Annotated in this window: 14 protein-coding genes, 2 tRNA genes and 1 riboswitch; of the genes, 3 read left to right on the top strand and 13 right to left on the bottom strand. The window is 71.9% G+C overall.

Annotation, left to right across the window (positions count from 1 at the left end; all coding sequences use genetic code 11):
- Positions 1–92: 92 nt before the first annotated feature.
- From ACFP3R_RS31800 to leuC, 3 genes are all read right to left on the bottom strand, one after another.
- Positions 93–884: an HU family DNA-binding protein gene (locus tag ACFP3R_RS31800; protein WP_380641491.1), complete on the bottom strand. Its 792-nt coding sequence runs from the start codon at positions 882–884 to the stop codon at positions 93–95.
- A 209-nt stretch (positions 885–1,093) separates the two neighbouring features.
- The gene (gene leuD, locus ACFP3R_RS31805) at positions 1,094–1,696 is read right to left on the bottom strand and encodes a 3-isopropylmalate dehydratase small subunit (RefSeq protein ID WP_380641493.1); all 603 of its coding nucleotides are present in this window, start codon (positions 1,694–1,696) and stop codon (positions 1,094–1,096) included.
- A 16-nt stretch (positions 1,697–1,712) separates the two neighbouring features.
- On the bottom strand, positions 1,713–3,116 hold the full coding sequence (gene leuC, locus ACFP3R_RS31810; protein ID WP_380641495.1) for a 3-isopropylmalate dehydratase large subunit: 1,404 nt from the start codon (positions 3,114–3,116) through the stop codon (positions 1,713–1,715).
- Positions 3,117–3,187: 71 nt separating this feature from the next.
- Between leuC and ACFP3R_RS31815 the strand changes: the two genes are divergently transcribed.
- On the top strand, positions 3,188–3,889 hold the full coding sequence (locus tag ACFP3R_RS31815; RefSeq protein ID WP_380641497.1) for an IclR family transcriptional regulator: 702 nt from the start codon (positions 3,188–3,190) through the stop codon (positions 3,887–3,889).
- A 270-nt stretch (positions 3,890–4,159) separates the two neighbouring features.
- Here the strand turns inward: ACFP3R_RS31815 and ACFP3R_RS31820 are convergent.
- The 4 genes from ACFP3R_RS31820 to gltX form a co-directional block, all read right to left on the bottom strand.
- A tRNA-Glu gene (locus tag ACFP3R_RS31820) sits at positions 4,160–4,232 on the bottom strand.
- Between the two features lie 104 nt (positions 4,233–4,336).
- Positions 4,337–4,408 (bottom strand) — tRNA-Gln (locus ACFP3R_RS31825).
- A 92-nt stretch (positions 4,409–4,500) separates the two neighbouring features.
- On the bottom strand, positions 4,501–5,238 hold the full coding sequence (locus tag ACFP3R_RS31830) for an HAD family hydrolase (RefSeq protein ID WP_380641499.1): 738 nt from the start codon (positions 5,236–5,238) through the stop codon (positions 4,501–4,503).
- A gap of 104 nt (positions 5,239–5,342) precedes the next feature.
- A complete protein-coding gene (gene gltX, locus ACFP3R_RS31835; RefSeq protein WP_380641501.1) occupies positions 5,343–6,878 on the bottom strand; it encodes a glutamate--tRNA ligase in 1,536 nt (511 codons plus the stop codon).
- An 86-nt stretch (positions 6,879–6,964) separates the two neighbouring features.
- Here gltX and ACFP3R_RS31840 point away from each other — a divergent pair, with 86 nt between their 5' ends.
- Positions 6,965–8,218: an FAD-dependent oxidoreductase gene (locus tag ACFP3R_RS31840; protein WP_380641503.1), complete on the top strand. Its 1,254-nt coding sequence runs from the start codon at positions 6,965–6,967 to the stop codon at positions 8,216–8,218.
- Between the two features lie 103 nt (positions 8,219–8,321).
- On the opposite strand, the gene ACFP3R_RS31845 is transcribed toward ACFP3R_RS31840, so the two are convergent.
- Positions 8,322–9,092: a fumarylacetoacetate hydrolase family protein gene (locus tag ACFP3R_RS31845; RefSeq protein ID WP_380641505.1), complete on the bottom strand. Its 771-nt coding sequence runs from the start codon at positions 9,090–9,092 to the stop codon at positions 8,322–8,324.
- A gap of 56 nt (positions 9,093–9,148) precedes the next feature.
- On the opposite strand from ACFP3R_RS31845, the gene ACFP3R_RS31850 reads away from it, so the two are divergent.
- Positions 9,149–9,766, top strand: a complete 618-nt coding sequence (locus tag ACFP3R_RS31850; protein ID WP_380641507.1) for a S1 family peptidase — start codon at positions 9,149–9,151, stop codon at positions 9,764–9,766.
- Here the strand turns inward: ACFP3R_RS31850 and cimA are convergent.
- The 5 genes from cimA to ACFP3R_RS31875 all read right to left on the bottom strand — a co-directional run bounded on the left by cimA (position 9,747) and on the right by ACFP3R_RS31875 (position 15,681).
- Positions 9,747–11,360: a citramalate synthase gene (cimA, locus tag ACFP3R_RS31855; RefSeq protein WP_380641509.1), complete on the bottom strand. Its 1,614-nt coding sequence runs from the start codon at positions 11,358–11,360 to the stop codon at positions 9,747–9,749. The two genes, ACFP3R_RS31850 and cimA, sit on opposite strands and share 20 nt — an antisense overlap.
- A gap of 198 nt (positions 11,361–11,558) precedes the next feature.
- A complete protein-coding gene (locus tag ACFP3R_RS31860) occupies positions 11,559–12,539 on the bottom strand; it encodes an ABC transporter substrate-binding protein (RefSeq protein WP_380641511.1) in 981 nt (326 codons plus the stop codon).
- Positions 12,533–13,285: an ABC transporter ATP-binding protein gene (locus ACFP3R_RS31865; RefSeq protein WP_380641513.1), complete on the bottom strand. Its 753-nt coding sequence runs from the start codon at positions 13,283–13,285 to the stop codon at positions 12,533–12,535. Before ACFP3R_RS31865 ends, ACFP3R_RS31860 begins: the two co-directional genes overlap by 7 nt.
- Positions 13,285–14,373, bottom strand: coding sequence for a FecCD family ABC transporter permease (locus tag ACFP3R_RS31870; protein ID WP_380641515.1), 1,089 nt, complete (start codon positions 14,371–14,373; stop codon positions 13,285–13,287). The genes ACFP3R_RS31865 and ACFP3R_RS31870 overlap by 1 nt, the downstream gene beginning before the upstream one ends.
- Before the next feature lie 91 nt (positions 14,374–14,464).
- Positions 14,465–14,600: riboswitch (cobalamin riboswitch) on the bottom strand.
- Positions 14,601–14,640: 40 nt separating this feature from the next.
- Positions 14,641–15,681, bottom strand: a complete 1,041-nt coding sequence (locus ACFP3R_RS31875) for a 3-isopropylmalate dehydrogenase (RefSeq protein WP_380641517.1) — start codon at positions 15,679–15,681, stop codon at positions 14,641–14,643.
- Between the last annotated feature and the right edge of the window lie 195 nt (positions 15,682–15,876).

The raw sequence follows: 15,876 nt of genomic DNA on the forward strand, positions 1-15,876 counted from the left end.
GAACGTACGACTCGCGGAATTGCTCAGGGCCCGGTGCGCGTCCGCACCGGGCCCTGAGCTGGTTGCGGGGGCCGGTACGACCGGCCCCTGCGTCACTTCTTCTTCGCTGCCGACGTCTTCGCGGCAGCTGCCGGCTTGGCCGCGGCGGCGGGCTTGGCGGCCGCCGACGTCTTGGCCGTGGTGGCCTTCTTCGCCGCGGCGGCGGGCTTGGCCGCCGCGGAGGTGGTGGCCTTGGCGGTCGACGCCTTCGGCGTGCTCGCCTTCTTCGCCGTGGTCGTCGCCGGCTTGGTCGCGGCCGCCTTGGTGGCGGTCGACTTCGCGGCGGTCGACTTGGTCGCGGTGGTGCTCTTGGCGGGCGCGGCCTTGGTGGCGGTGGTAGCCGGCTTGGCCGCCGCCGTGGTGGACCTGCTGCGCGTGGCCGGGGCCTTCGTGGCGGCAGCGGCGGCGCGCGCGGTGGTGGCGGTGCCGCTGGTGCTGCGCGCCGTCGAACGCGACGTGGTGCCGCGCGCGGTGGTGCTGCGGGTCGCCGGGGCCTTGGTACCCGCGGCCGGCTTGGCGGCAGCCGCAGCGGCGGCAGCGGGCTTCGCGGCCGTCACGCGAGGCAGCTTCTTGGTGCCGCTGATGACGTCCTTGAACGTCGAACCGGCGCGGAACGCGGGCACGTTGGTCTTCTTGACCTTCACGGTCTCACCGGTGCGCGGGTTGCGAGCGGTGCGGGCCGCACGGGCACGCTTCTCGAAGACACCGAAGCCGGTGATGTTGACCTTCTCGCCCTTGTGGACGCTGCGAACGATCACGTCGACGATGCCGTCGACGGCGGCAGCGGCGTTCTTCTTGTCGCCAAGGCGCTCGGCGAGCGCCTCGATGAGCTGGGCCTTGTTCACCGTCAGTCCCTCCCAGGACGCTCACGGCCCTAGTCGGGCCGACTGATGGTCACGGTAAGCCCATATGCAAGGAAATACCAATCGCCACGCCAAAGTTTTCGTTGTGGCGTGGCGATTACGACCTGTCGAGGGACACTCCCCGGAGCCCCCGGGAGGAAAGGCCGGGACCGGATTCCCGCTGCTAGAGGCGGAAACCCGGCCCCTTCGGGTCACTTCACGGGCACGGGATCGGTGGTCGGCAGCCACCCCTGCCTGCGCTGCTCGAACTCGGCGATGTCATCGGCGTGCCGCAGCGTCAGGGCGATGTCGTCCAATCCCTCCAGCAGCCGCCAGCGGGTGTACTCGTCGACGGTGAAGGGGGCGGTGAAGTCCTTCGCCACAACCGTGTTCTTCGTCAGGTCGACGGTCACCGGGGTGCCCGGCTCGTTCTCCAGGAGCTTCCAGAGCAATTCGACATCGGACTGCTCGCACTGGGCCGCCACGAGCCCCTGCTTGCCCGAGTTGCCCCGGAAGATGTCGGCGAACCGGGACGAGATGACCACCCGGAAGCCGTAATCCATGAGCGCCCACACGGCGTGCTCGCGGGACGAGCCGGTGCCGAAATCGGGTCCGGCGACGAGCACGCTGCCGGCCCGGTAGGGCTCCTGGTTGAGCACGAAGTGCTCGTCACCGCGCCAGGCGGCGAACAGGCCGTCCTCGAAGCCCGTGCGGGTGACGCGCTTGAGGTAGACGGCGGGGATGATCTGGTCGGTGTCCACGTTGGACCTGCGCAGGGGCACCCCGACCCCGGTGTGGGTGGTGAACGCTTCCATTCGGCTCGGATCTCCCTCAGACCAGGTCGGTGGGCGAGGACAGGGTGCCACGCACGGCGGTGGCGGCGGCCACCAGCGGCGAGACCAGGTGGGTCCGCCCACCCTTGCCCTGCCTGCCCTCGAAGTTGCGGTTGGAGGTGGACGCGCTGCGCTCACCGGGCTTGAGCTGGTCCGGGTTCATCCCGAGGCACATGGAGCAACCGGCCTGGCGCCACTCGGCGCCCGCCTCCAGGAACACCTCGTGCAGGCCCTCGGACTCGGCCTGGGCGCGCACGCGCATGGAGCCGGGCACGACGAGCATCCGCACGCCGTCGGCCACCCGGTGCCCGCGCAGCACGTCCGCGGCGGCCCTCAGGTCCTCGATCCGGCCGTTGGTGCACGAGCCGAGGAAGACGGTGTCGACCCGCACGTCGCGCAGCGGGGTACCCGGCTCCAGCCCCATGTACGCCAGCGCCTTCTCGGCGGCCACGCGCTCGTTCTCGTCCGCGATCGCCCCGGGGTCGGGCACCCGCTCGCCCAGCGGCAGCCCCTGGCCGGGGTTGGTGCCCCAGGTGACGAACGGCGTCAGCTCGTCGGCGTCCAGCCGCACCTCGGCGTCGAACTCGGCGTCGTCGTCGGTGCGCAGCGTCCGCCAGTACTCGACGGCCGCGTCCCAGTCGGCGCCGGACGGCGCGTGCGGGCGACCCCGGAGGTACTCGAACGTCGTCTCGTCGGGCGCGATCATGCCCGCGCGGGCGCCCGCCTCGATGGACATGTTGCACACGGTCATCCGGGCCTCCATGGACAGCGCCTCGATCGCGCTGCCCCGGTACTCCAGGACGTAGCCCTGCCCGCCGCCGGTGCCGATCTTGGCGATCACCGCCAGGACGACGTCCTTGGCCGTGACCCCGGGCCCGAGCCGCCCGTCGATGTTGACGGCCATGGTCTTGAACGGTTTCAGCGGCAGCGACTGGGTGGCCATCACGTGCTCGACCTCGGAGGTGCCGATGCCGAACGCCAGCGCGCCGAACGCGCCGTGCGTGGAGGTGTGGCTGTCACCGCAGACCACGGTCATGCCGGGCTGCGTCAGGCCCAGCTGCGGACCCACCACGTGGACGATGCCCTGCTCGACGTCGCCCATCGGGTGCAGCCGGACGCCGAACTCGGCGCAGTTCTTGCGCAGCGTCTCGACCTGGGTGCGCGACACCGGGTCGGCGATGGGCAGCTCGATGTCGACGGTGGGGACGTTGTGGTCCTCGGTGGCGATGGTGAGGTCGGGTCGGCGGATCGGCCGACCGGCCAGGCGCAGGCCGTCGAACGCCTGCGGGCTGGTCACTTCGTGCAGCAGGTGGAGGTCGATGTAGAGCAGGTCGGGCTCCGCGCCACTGCCGTGGCGCACCACGTGTGCTTCCCACACCTTCTCCGCGAGCGTGCGGCTCATCGCAACTCTCCCAAGATCTGGACAGTCGATAGATCTGGACTTCCCAGACAGTGGGAAGTTAGTATCGGCTTGTGGGACAGCATAGCGGGATCGGCGTGCTGGACAAGGCAGTGGCCGTCTTGAACGCCGTCGCAAAGGATCCGTGTGGGCTCGCCGAGTTGTGCAACCGGACGGGCTTGCCGAGGGCTACCGCGCACCGGTTGGCGGTCGGCCTGGAGGTGCACCGGTTGCTGCGACGGGGTTCCGACGGCCGCTGGCGTCCGGGCGCGGCACTGGCGGAGTTGGCGGGCGGCGCGACCGACCCGCTGCTCGACGCGGCCTCCTCGGTGTTGCCGAGGTTGCGCGACATCACCGGCGAGAGCGTCCAGCTCTACCGGCGCGACGGGATGCAGCGCATCTGCGTCTCCTCCGCGGAACCCCCGAGCGGTTTGCGCGACACGGTGCCGATCGGCGCGCGTTTGCCGATGACCGCCGGCTCGGGCGCCAAGGTATTGGCCGCCTGGTCCGACCCGGGCACCCAACGCTCAGTCCTGGCCGACGCCGTATACGGCGAACGCACATTGTTGGAAGTACGCCGCCGAGGCTGGGCGCAAAGCGTCGCAGAACGCGAACCAGGCGTAGCTTCCGTTTCCGCCCCGGTCCGGGACAGCACCGGCACGGTAGTGGCCGCCGTCTCCGTCTCGGGCCCCATAGACCGCATGGGCCGCCGCCCGGGGGCCCGCTGGGCAGCCGACTTGCTAGCCGCAGCCGAAGCCCTGCAAACCCGCCTCTAACCCCAACACACCACGCCACCCGCACCCCCCGCCCCAAGGTCGGGGGGTGCCGCACTTCCCTGACCAGCACACGAGGCAAAGGCGAAGCCAGCAGGATGCAAAGGCGAAGCCGAGCCAACGCGGTAGACGCGAGGGCGAAGCCCAACGCGTCACCGCAGGGGGGTGCAGGGGGGCGAAGCCCCGCCTGCCCGGGGTCCGGGGGTCGGACCCCCGGTGTGAAATGCGAAAGATCCCCGTTCCGCAAAGCAGAACAGGGATCTCCCAGATCTGTAGCCCCGAAGGGATTCGAACCCTCGCTACCGCCTTGAGAGGGCGGCGTCCTAGGCCGCTAGACGACGGGGCCCTAGGTATCTCGCTTCATTCAGTTTAGCAGGTCTTCGGATTCTTGCAAAATCCGCTTTCCTGGCTTGCTCGGGCAGTCTAGCACTTGCTTTTCTACCCTTGCAGCTGGGGTACCAGGACTCGAACCTAGACTAACTGAACCAGAATCAGTCGTGCTGCCAATTACACCATACCCCATTGGTTTCCCGGTTCGCTCCCCGTCTCCGGGGGCTCTCCGTTCCGCCGGGGAGAATACTAGACCACGTACCCGGCGGAACGGAAATCGGGGGTCACGCGGAGGTGGCCGCCAGCTCGCAGACGAGGAGTTCGGGCAGCTCAGACAGGCTGCTGATGGCCGCGACCCCCGTCGGCAGCGCGCCCTCGCGCGGGCCCTCGCGGTTCAGCCAGACGCCCTTGAGGCCGGCGTCGCGGGCGCCGATCGCGTCGGCGTGCAGCCGGTCGCCCACGTGCACCGCGTCCTCGACGTCCACGCCCAGGTCGGCGCACGCGGTGTCGAAGATCACCCGATCAGGTTTGGCCGCGCCGACCTCGCCCGCGATGAGGACCGTGTCGAAGTACTGCGCCAGCCCGAGCATGGCGATCTTGGCCCGCTGGTGCCGCCCCGAGGCGTTGCTCACCGCGGCCACGGGCAGACCGGTGGCCCGCAGCCACTCCAGGCACGGCACGACGTCCGGGAACAGCCGCCAGCCCGACGCCAGGACCTCCTGGCGCCGCAGCTCCCGGCGGGTCGCCTCGTCCTGGTCCAGCTCCTCGCCCAGCGCCGCGAAGAAGGCGCGCGTGCGGATGTTCCGCATGGACTCGTACTCCAGCTCGCCGGCGAGGAGGCGGGCGCAGTGCTCGTCGGTGATGCGCTGCCACAGCGTCCACGCGTCGGCGTTGCCCGCCATCGCGACCAGGGCGGCCCGGGACGAGGTGCTGTAGTCGACCAGGGTGTCGTCCACGTCGAGGCAGACGGCCCGGATTCCGCCGGTTCTCCGAGGGGTGAAAGTCGGGGCTGCGGTTGTCACCCCGTGAGGCTAGGTGCGCTCACCCCTCGTGCGAGTCGGCCAGAGAGGTGATATCTGGGGGTTCTTGCACGGTCAAGCACCATAGAACCCCCCGATAGCACCACTCAGATTGCCCCGAGCGCGCGGCGCAATCGCCCGATCGAGCGACTCCGGCCCACGAGTTCCAGGGATTCGTACAGCGGAGGCGAGACGGTACGGCCCGTCACGGCGACCCGCACCGGGGCGTACGCCTTGCGGGGCTTGAGGCCCATTCCGTCCACAAGCGACACCTTCAGGGCGTCCTCGATCGCGGCGGCCGTCCACTCCGGAAGGGATTCCAGGGCACTGATGCTCGCCTCCAGCACGGGGCGCGCGTCCTGGCCCAGGGCCTTGGCCGCGGAGTCCTCCTCGGGCGCGAAGTCCTGCTCCGGCACGAACAGGAACCGGACCATCCCGGACGCTTCGGACAGCACGACCAGCCGCTCCTGCACCAGCGGGGCGACCCCGGACAGCACCGCCAACTGCTCCTCGGTCGGCTCGGCCGGCAGCACGCCGTCCTTGACCAGGTGCGGCAGGACGCGCCGGACGAACTCCTCCACCGGCAGCGCGCGCAGGTGCGTGGCGTTGATCGCCTCGGCCTTCTTCAGGTCGAAGCGGGCCGGGTTGGCGCTGACCCGGCCCAGCTCGAACGCCTCGAACATCTCGGCCATCGAGAAGATGTCGCGGTCGTCGGCGATGGACCAGCCCAGCAGCGCCAGGTAGTTCAGCAGGCCCTCGGGCAGGAAGCCGCGGTCGCGGTAGAGGAACAGGTTCGACTGCGGGTCGCGCTTGGAGAGCTTCTTGTTGCCCTCGCCCGTCACGTAGGGCAGGTGCCCGAACCGCGGCGTGGAACCGGTCACGCCGATGCGGGTCAGCGCCTGGTACAGGGCGATCTGGCGGGGCGTCGACGGGAGCAGGTCCTCGCCGCGCAGGACGTGGGTGATGCCCATCAGCGCGTCGTCGACCGGGTTCACGAACGGGTACAGCGGGTCGCCGTTGGCGCGCACCAGCACCGGGTCGGGCGTGCTGCCGGCCTTGAACGTGACCTCGCCGCGCACCAGGTCGACCCAGGTGATGTCCTCGTCGGGCATCCGCAGCCGGAGCACGGGGGCGCGCCCCTCGGCGCGGAAGGCGGCCTTCCGCTCGTCGGTCAGGTCGCGGTCGTGGCCGTCGTAGCCGAGCTTCGGGTCCTGCCCGGCGGCCCGGCGGCGCGCCTCGATCTCCTCGGCGTTGGAGAACGACTCGTACAGCTCGCCCGCCTCGAACAGGCGCCGGGCCACGTCGTCGTACAGCTCGCGCCGCAGGCTCTGCCGGTACGGCGCGTGCGGGCCGCCGACCTCGGGGCCCTCGTCCCAGTCGAGGCCGAGCCAGCGCATGGCCTCCAGCAGCGAGAGGTACGACTCCTCGGAATCACGGGCCGCGTCGGTGTCCTCGATGCGGAACACCACCTTGCCGCCCACGTGCCGGGCGTACGCCCAGTTGAACAGGGCGGTGCGGATGAGCCCCACGTGGGGCGTGCCGGTCGGCGACGGGGAGAACCGGACGCGGACCTCTGGGGTGGCTGCCTCTGGGGTGCCCACCTCTGGGGTGCCCACCTCTGGGGTGGCTGCTGATGCGCTCATGACCCGATCAGCCTATCCGCCTTGACCAACGCGTTCCCCGGGAGCATCCTGAAGTTATTCAACTGGCGTTGAAAAGAGGAGGGGGAATGGTGGAGCGGACGGGCGTGGTCGTCGCCGGCGGTGGACCGGCGGGCATGGTGTGCGCGTTGCTGCTGGCCAGGGCCGGTGTCGAGGTGACGGTGCTGGAGAAGCACGGTGATTTCCTGCGGGACTTCCGCGGCGACACGGTGCACGCGTCCACGTTGACGCTGCTGGACGAGCTGGGCCTGGGGCCGTCGTTCGCCGAGGTGCCGCACCAGCGGCTCGAACGGGTGCAGGTGCAGCTGGACAGCGGCGTGCAGACGATGGGCGACATGACGCGGCTGCCGGGGCCGCACAAGCACATCGCGATCGTGCCGCAGTGGGACTTCCTGGACCTGCTGGCCGACGCGGGCAGGCGCGAGCCGACCTTCTCGCTGCGGATGAGCACCGAGGTGGTCGACCTGGTGCGGGACGGCGGCCGGGTGACCGGGGTCCGCTACCGCACCGCGGCCGGGGAGACCGGCGAGCTGGCGGCCGACCTGGTCGTGGCGGCCGACGGCCGGTACTCGGGGGTGCGCGACCGGGCCGGCCTGCCGGCGGCGCGCTCGTTCGGCTCGCCCATGGACGTGTGGTGGTTCCGCCTGCCGCGCCGGCCCGGCGACGTGGCGAACGCCACCGGGCGGTTCAGCGGGGGCAGCGGCCTGGTGCTGATCGACCGGGGCGACTACTTCCAGACCGCCTTCCTGATCCGCAAGGGCACCGACCGGGTGCTGCGCGAGGAGGGCGTGGAGGCGTTCCGGCGGCGGCTGGTGGCGCTGGTGCCGTGGCTGGCCGACCGGGTGGGCGCGATCGGGTCGATGGACGAGGTGAAGCTGCTGGACGTCCGGCTCGACCGGCTGCCGCGCTGGCACACCGACGGCCTGCTGTGCATCGGGGACGCGGCGCACGCCATGTCGCCCATCGGCGGGGTGGGCATCAACCTGGCCGTGCAGGACGCGGTGGCCGCCGCGCGCATCGTGGCCGGGCCGCTGCGGCGCGGCGAGCTGACGCCGCGGGTGCTGGCGGGGGTGCGGCGGCGCCGGTGGTTCCCGACCGCGGTGGTGCAGGCCGTCCAGCGGCGCATCCAGGACTCGTTCCTGGCGCCGACCCTGGCGGGGACCTCCGGCGTGGCCCGGGGGGACGTGCCGCTGCCCGTCCGGCTGATGCGGCGCTTCCCCCGGTTGCAGGTGGTGCCCGCCTACCTGGTGGCGATCGGGCCGCTGCCCGAGCACGCGCCGGGGTTCGCCCGGCGCGCGCCCGAGCGGATCGAGCGGAGCTGACGGGGTCTCCCCCGTCCGGCGATCGGCGGTGGCCCACCGCCCACGGCGATCAGCGGTGGCCCACCGCCCACGGCGATCAGCGGTGGCCCACCGCCCACGGCGATCAGCGGTGGCCCACCGCGTTGGTGAGCGTGCCCAGGCCCTCCACCGTCACCGAGACGGTCTGCCCGGCGGACAGCGGGCAGACGCCGGCGGGCGTGCCGGTCAGGATCACGTCCAGCGGGCGCAGGGTCATCACCGAGGAGATGTGCTCGATCAGCTCCGGGATGCCGTGCAGGAGCAGGGAGGTCCGCGAGTCCTGCTTCACCACCCCGTCCACCTCGGTGCGGATCGCCACGTCGGAGGGGTCGAACTCGGTCTCCACCCACGGGCCCAGCGGGCAGAACGTGTCGAAGCCCTTGGCCCGCGTCCACTGCCCATCGCTCTTCTGGAGGTCCCGCGCGGTCACGTCGTTGGCGATCGTGTAGCCCAGGACCGACTGCCGGGCGCGGGAGGCGGGGATGTCCCGGCCGCCGACGCCGACCACGACGGCCAGCTCGCCCTCGAAGTCGACCCGCCCGGACGCCGCGGGCAGCTTGATCTCGGCGTTCGGGCCGATCACCGCGGTGTTCGGCTTGAGGAACATGAGGGGTTCGGCCGGGATCTCGTTGCCCATCTCGGCGGCGTGCTCGGCGTAGTTGCGGCCGATCCCGATGATCTTGGGCGGCAGGAAGGGGGCCAGCAGGCGGACGTCGGCCAGCGGCCAGCGGCGGCCGGTGAACGTCGGGTTCGCGAAGGGGTCCTCGGCGATCTCGACCGCGGTCAGGTCGTCGCCGTCCCCCTCGATGGCGGCGAAGGCGAGGCCGTCTGGCTGGGCGATACGGGCGATGCGCACGGAGTTCACCCTAACCGGCGGCTGGAAACGGCACCGGGCGTGCCTAGCGTCGAGGGATGCGAACCCTGTTCCTCGCCCTCGTCCTGCTGCTGGGCACGGCCACCCCCGCGGCCGCCGCCCCCGTGCCCCTGGAAGCGGGCACCCCACTCACCACGTTCTCCGCGTACCGGTGCGTCAACGGCTTCAACGTCCGCGGGTACCTGCTGGTGCCGCTGAACTGCGGCCCCCTCGGCACGGTCGTGCGCGGCCCCGGCGGCGTCGACGTCGGCCCGATCGTGGCCGTCCGCTCGACCTACGCGGTGGTGCGGATCACCAACACCACCGCGTGGGTCCAGCGGCCGACCATCGCCGGTGGCTCCGGGGTCATCACGGGCGCCGCCGAATCCCCCGTCGGTGCGGCGGTGTGCACGGTCGGCCGAACCGTCGGGCTGCGGTGCGGCACCGTCCAGGCCAGGAACGTGACGGTGCACTACCCGGAGGGGTCGGTCTCCGGGCTGACCCGGACCACCCTGTGCACCGAGCCCGGCGAGCTGTGGAGCCCGGTGTTCGCCGGCTCCCAGGCGCAGGGCCACCTCCTGGGCGGCAGCGGGAACTGCTCGACCGGGGGCGTGAGCTACTTCCAGCCGCTGCGGCAGGTCCTGGCCGCCGAGGGGTTCACGCTCGTGACGGGCTGACCCGCGTCGCCTTGTGCGCCAGCGCGTCGCACAGGGCGAGCCAGCTGGCCTCGACGATGTTGCCGTGCACGCCCACGGTGGTCCACTCGCGCTCGCCGTCGGTGGACTCCACGAGCACGCGGGTGACGGCGTCGGTGCCGTGCTCGGCCGAGTTGTGGCGGGTCCCGGGGAGGATGCGGACCTTGTAGTCGTTGAGCTCCACCGCGTCCAGCCAGGACAGGTGGGGCAGCAGCGCCTTCCGCAGCGCGGCGTCCAGCGCGTGCACCGGCCCGTTGCCCTCGGCGGTGGCGATCACCCGCTCGCCCGCCACGTGCACCTTGACCGTGGCCTCGGACACGATGACGCCGTCCTGGCGGTGGTCGAGCACCACCCGGTAGGACTCCAGCTCGAACGGGGCGTCGTCCAGTTCGGACAGCTCCGCCTTGAGCAGCAGCTCCAGGGAGGCGTCGGCGGCCTCGAACGACCAGCCGGCCGCCTCCAGCTCCTTGACCTTGCGCACGGCGCTGGTCAGGGCATCGGGTCGGCGGGTCAGGTCGATCCCGAGCTCGCGTCCCTTGAGCTCCAGGCTGGCCCGACCCGCCATCTCGGTGACCAGCACCCGCATGTCGTTGCCGACGGTCCCCGGGTCGATGTGGTTGTACAGCTCCGGGTCGACCTTGATCGCGCTCGCGTGCAGGCCCGCCTTGTGGGCGAAGGCCGACGACCCGACGTACGCCTGGTGGGAGTCGGGTGCGATGTTCGCGATCTCGGCGAGGGCGTGGGAGACGCGGGTGAGCTCGGCCAGCGACTCGTGCGGTAGCACCTGGAGGCCGAGCTTGGTCACGAGGTTCCCCACCACGGCGAACAGGTCGGCGTTGCCGGCCCGCTCGCCGTAGCCGTTGGCGGTGCACTGGACGTGGGTGGCGCCCGCCTGCACCGCGGCGAGGGTGTTGGCCACCGCGCAGGACGTGTCGTCCTGGCAGTGGATGCCGACGCGGAAGCCCGTGCGGGCGACGACGTCGGCGACGGTCTCGGCCAGGCCCAGGGGCAGCTGACCGCCGTTGGTGTCGCAGAGCACGACCACGTCCGCGCCACCCTCCACAGCGGACTCCAGCACCCGCAGCGAGGTGTCCGGGTCGAAGGCGTGGCCGTCGAAGAAGTGCTCGGCGTCGACGAAGACGCGGCGGCCCTCGTCGACCAGGAACCGGACGGTCTCCCGGACCATGGCGCAGTTCTCCGCCACGTCGGTGCGCAGTGCCCGCTCGATGTGCCGGCGGTCGGACTTGGCGACCAGCGTCACCACCGGCGCCTGGCTGTCCAGCAGGGCCCTGACCTGCGGGTCCTCCGTCACCACCACGCCCGCCTTGCGGGTGGAGCCGAAGGCGACGAGCTGCGCGTGCTTGAGCGTGAGGTCACCCGCGGCGGCGCGGGCGAAGAACTCGGTGTCCTTGGGCAGCGCGCCCGGCCAACCGCCCTCGATGAAACCCACGCCCAGCGAGTCGAGCAGCCTGGCCACGGCCAGCTTGTCGGTGACCGAGTAGGAGATGCCCTCGCGCTGGGCACCGTCCCGCAGGGTCGTGTCGTAGACGTGGAAACTGTCGCCGAGGGGGGTCACGAGGGGGCTCCTAGGGGATCGCGGAAAACAAAAAGACCCCCCGCAGGATGCGAGAGGTCGGCGCGCCGGGTGCTTCGAGGAGCACTTACCCGACGCGCTGGGCAATAATGACCACGGTGTGGAGAGCCACGCCGGCGATCGTGCCACAACCCGTCCGCGCTGACCATGCCACGGACGGGTTGTCCCACATGATGGGTGTCAGGCACCGGCCAGGAACCGGGCGAACGCCTCGACGGCGGCCGGGTTGCGCGGCGATTCGACCAGTGCCGCGTAGGGCAGCACGAAGAACCTCTTGTCCCTGATGGCGGGCACGTCCTTGAGCGGTTCGTAGAACTCCAGGAAGGCCCGCTTCTGCTCGGGGGTGCTCGCGTCCCCGTCGGCGTAGTCGTTGATCAGGATGACCTCCGGCGCGCGGGCGACCACGGCCTCCCACCCGACCGTGGTCCAGCTGTCGTCGAGGTCGCCGAAGACGTTCTCGCCGCCCGCCTTCTCGATGATGTCCTGCGGCGCGGCGTTGCGGCCGGAGGTGAACGGCTGGTCCAGCCCGCTGTCGTAGAGGAACACCCTCGGGCTCTTCCCGGTGACCAGCCGCTGGGCCTCGGCCACCTGCTCGCGGTAGCCGGTGATCAGCCGTTCGGCCCGGTCCTCGACGCCGAAGATCCGACCGAGGTTGCCCAGGTCGGTGTAGAGGGCCTCCAGGGGCGGCATGATGCCGCGCTGCTTCGCCACGCCGTTGCGGCACGCCTCGGTGAGCTGGTAGGTGGCGATGCCGAGCTGCCCCAGCGAGTCCGGGGTGAGCCCGGTGCTCTCGGAGAAGCCGTAGTTCCAGCCCGCGAACACGAGGTCCGCGCCCGCGCCCTGGACCAGCTCCTTGGTGATCTTCTCGCCCAGGTGCGGCACGCGCTCGAAGTCGGCCCGCCAGGGCGAGGACGCCACGTCGCCGGTCTTGGCGGAGGAGGAGATGGTGTAGCCGGCCATCCGGTCGGCCAGCCCGAGCGCGAACATCAGCTCGGTGATGCCGGTGTCGTTGGTGACGACCCGGGAGGGTGTCGCGTACTCGACCTCCCGGCCGCAGTTCGTGACGGTCGTGGTGCCCGCGCCCGGCGGTTCGGCGACGACCCGCGCGCCGCACGCCGTCGTGGACAGGACCGCGGCGAGCGCGATGAGCGTTCTCAGCACGGGGTGGCCTCCTGGTGGTCGAACAGCAGTTGTGGCACCCCGGTGGTGGGGTGCGGGACGACGTGGGCGCGCACGCGGAAGACCTCGGCCAGCACCTCGGGGGTGAGCACCTCGGCGGGCGTGCCGCTGTGCGCGACCCGGCCGCGGTCGAGCACGTGCAGGCGGTCGCAGTGGGCGGCGGCGAGGTTGAGGTCGTGCAGCACGGCCAGGACGGTGACGCCCAGGCGGCGGACCAGGGCGAGCACGGCCAGCTGGTGGCTGATGTCCAGGTGGTTGGTCGGCTCGTCGAGCACCAGCACCCTGGGCCGCTGGGTCAGGGCGCGGGCGATGAGCACGCGCTGCCGCTCGCCGCCGGAGAGGGTGAGGAAGCCGCGGTGCGCGAGGTGGGCCGCGTCCACCCTGGTCAGGGACTCGCGCACGATGGCCTCGTCGTCGGGGCCCGCGCCGTGGGGCAGCCGGCCCATGGCGACGACCTCGGTGACGGTGAAGTCGAACTCGACGTGGCTGTCCTGGGTGAGCGCGGCCAGGTCGCGGGCGGTGTCGCGGACCCGGGTGGTGGTGATGTCGCGGCCGTCGAGGCGGACCACTCCCCCGTGCGGTTTGAGCGCCCGGTAGGCGCAGCGCAGCGTGGTGGACTTGCCGCTGCCGTTGGGGCCGACGATGCCGTGCACCTCGCCCGTGCCGGCGGTCAGGTCGACGCCGCGCAGGATGCCGTCGACGGCCAGCCCCTCGATCCGGACCTCCATCAGCGGCCCCCGAACACGTAGCCGCGGCGGCGCAGCAGGAGCACGAAGCACGGCACGCCCAGGGCGGCGGTGATGACGCCCAGCGGCAGCTCCTCGGGCGCGGCGAGCAGGCGGGCGGCGACGTCGACCCAGATCAGGAAGCAGGCGCCGGCGAGCGGGGCCACGGCGAGCACCCGGCGGTGGTCCGCGCCGACCAGCAGGCGGACCAGGTGGGGCAGCACCAGGCCGACGAACCCGACCGCGCCGCTGACCGCGACCAGCACGCCGGTCATGGCGGCGGTGACCAGGAACAGGGTGCGGCGGGTCCGGGCGACGTCGACGCCGAGGGTGGTGGCGGTCTCGTCGCCCATGGCCAGGGCGTTGAGGTGCCGGGCGCGGGTGGTGAGGTAGGCGGTGCCGGCGACGACCACGGCCGCGGCGACCGGCACCGACGCCCAGGTGACCCCGCCCAGGCTGCCGAGCAGCCAGAACAGGGCGGCGCGGGCGGCCTCGCCGCGCGGCGCCTGGAAGACCAGCAGCATGGCGATCGCGGAGAAGCCGTGGGCGAGGGCGGTGCCGGTGAGGACCAGGCGCAGCGGGGTCAGCCCGCCCCGGCCGGCCACCAGGTAGACCAGCGCCGTCGCGGCCAGGGCGGACAGGAACGCGGCGGTGGACAGGGCGTAGATGCCCAGGGAGGCGAACAGGCCGGTGGTGGCGACCGCCGTGGCGCCGACGCTCGCGCCCGAGGAGATGCCCAGCACGTACGGGTCGGCCAGGGCGTTGCGGACCACCGCCTGGACGGCCACGCCGACCGCGGCCAGCCCCGCGCCCACGACGGCGGCCAGCAGCACCCGGGGCAGCCGGATGTCCCACACGATCCGGTAGGGGCCCGCCTCCGCGGCCTGGACCACCCCGCCCGTGACGGCCGCGTGCAGGTAGCGGACCACGTCGTCGAACGGCACGGGCACCGGGCCGAGGGCCACGCCGCACACCACCGAGACCGCGAGCGCGACGGCCAGGGCCGCGCACGCGCCGGTGGTGGAGGAGGCCGGTCCCGCGGTGGTCGGGTTCGCCGGGTTCGTCGGGGTCACCGGGTTCGTCGGGGTCACCGGGCGCCTTTCGGGCGGGTGGCCTCGACCGGGTGGCCCCGGTCCGCGGCGGACCGGTGCGCATCCGTCCCGCAGACCACGGCAGGAGTGGAGCTTCTTCCCACCGCCCGCGGGTGATCGGGCTGGCCGAAGGCGACTTCGGCTTACCGTTGCGGGTCAGCGCCGGACTCTCACCGGACTTCCCCCGCGGGCGACGCTCGCGACCCTAACGCGAAGGGCCACCACGACCGTGTCGTGGTGGCCCTGATCACGCGTCCGGGAGGGCGGTCAGGCCCCCGTGCGGACGTTCGACGACACGAGCGCGGCCAGGCGGTCGCCCACCGCGTAGGTGGCGCCCGGCGACGAGTGGTCGCGGGTGGCCAGGTCGAAGGCCACCGACGCCTCGATCCGGCGCGCCGCCTCCGACTCGCCCAGGTGGTCGAGCATCAGCGCCACCGACAGCACGGCGGCCGTCGGGTCGGCGATGCCCTGGCCCGCGATGTCCGGCGCGCTGCCGTGCACGGGCTCGAACATGCTCGGGTTGCGCCTGGTCACGTCCAGGTTGCCCGAGGCCGCCAGCCCGATGCCGCCGGTCACGGCCGCCGCCAGGTCGGTCAGGATGTCCCCGAACAGGTTGTCGGTGACGATCACGTCGTAGCGGCCCGGGTCGGTCACCAGGTGGATGGTGGCCGCGTCCACGTGCTGGTAGGCCACGGTCACGTCCGGGTGCTGGAGCGACACCTCCTCGACCACGCGCGACCACAGCGAGCCGGCGTGGGTCAGGACGTTGGTCTTGTGCACCAGCGTCAGGTGCTTGCGCGGCCGGTTGGCCGCCCTGGCGAACGCGTCGCGCACCACCCGCTCCACGCCGAACGAGGTGTTGATCGACACCTCGGTCGCGATCTCGTGCGGGGTGTCCTTGCGCAGGAGCCCGCCGTTGCCCGCGTACAGCCCCTCGGTGCCCTCGCGCACGACCACCATGTCGATCTCGGGCGGGTCGGCGATCGGGCTGCGGACACCCGGGTACAGCCGGGCCGGGCGCAGGTTCACGTGGTGGTCGAGTTCGAACCGGAGCCGCAGCAGCAGGCCGCGTTCCAGGATGCCGCTGGGCACGGACGGGTCGCCCACGGCACCGAGCAGGATCGCGTCGTGCTGGCGGAGCTCACCGAGCACCGATTCCGGCAACAACTCACCTGTGGCGTGCCAGCGCGCCGCACCGAGGTCGTAGCGGGTGATCTCGGCCGCGGGAACGACCTCACCGAGCACCTTCAGGGCCTCGGCGATGACCTCGGGCCCGATCCCGTCCCCTGGGATCACTGCGAGCCGCATCCACACACCTCCCAGGTATCAGTCCCATGTCGCGGGACTAGTTCTCAATGCGAAAGGCTACCGGGCGCGGAGCGTGAAAACGCACTCGGAACACACCTACGGGGCGATCTCTCCCGGACTGCGGGACACCCGAACGGTTCAAGGCCCCCGAACGGGTGTCGCCCGATGCGCTTAAAAGGCTCTGGCCAGCCGGGG

The organism is Saccharothrix lopnurensis, assembly GCF_042658445.1.
Classification (GTDB): Bacteria; Actinomycetota; Actinomycetes; order Mycobacteriales; family Pseudonocardiaceae; genus Actinosynnema; species Actinosynnema lopnurensis.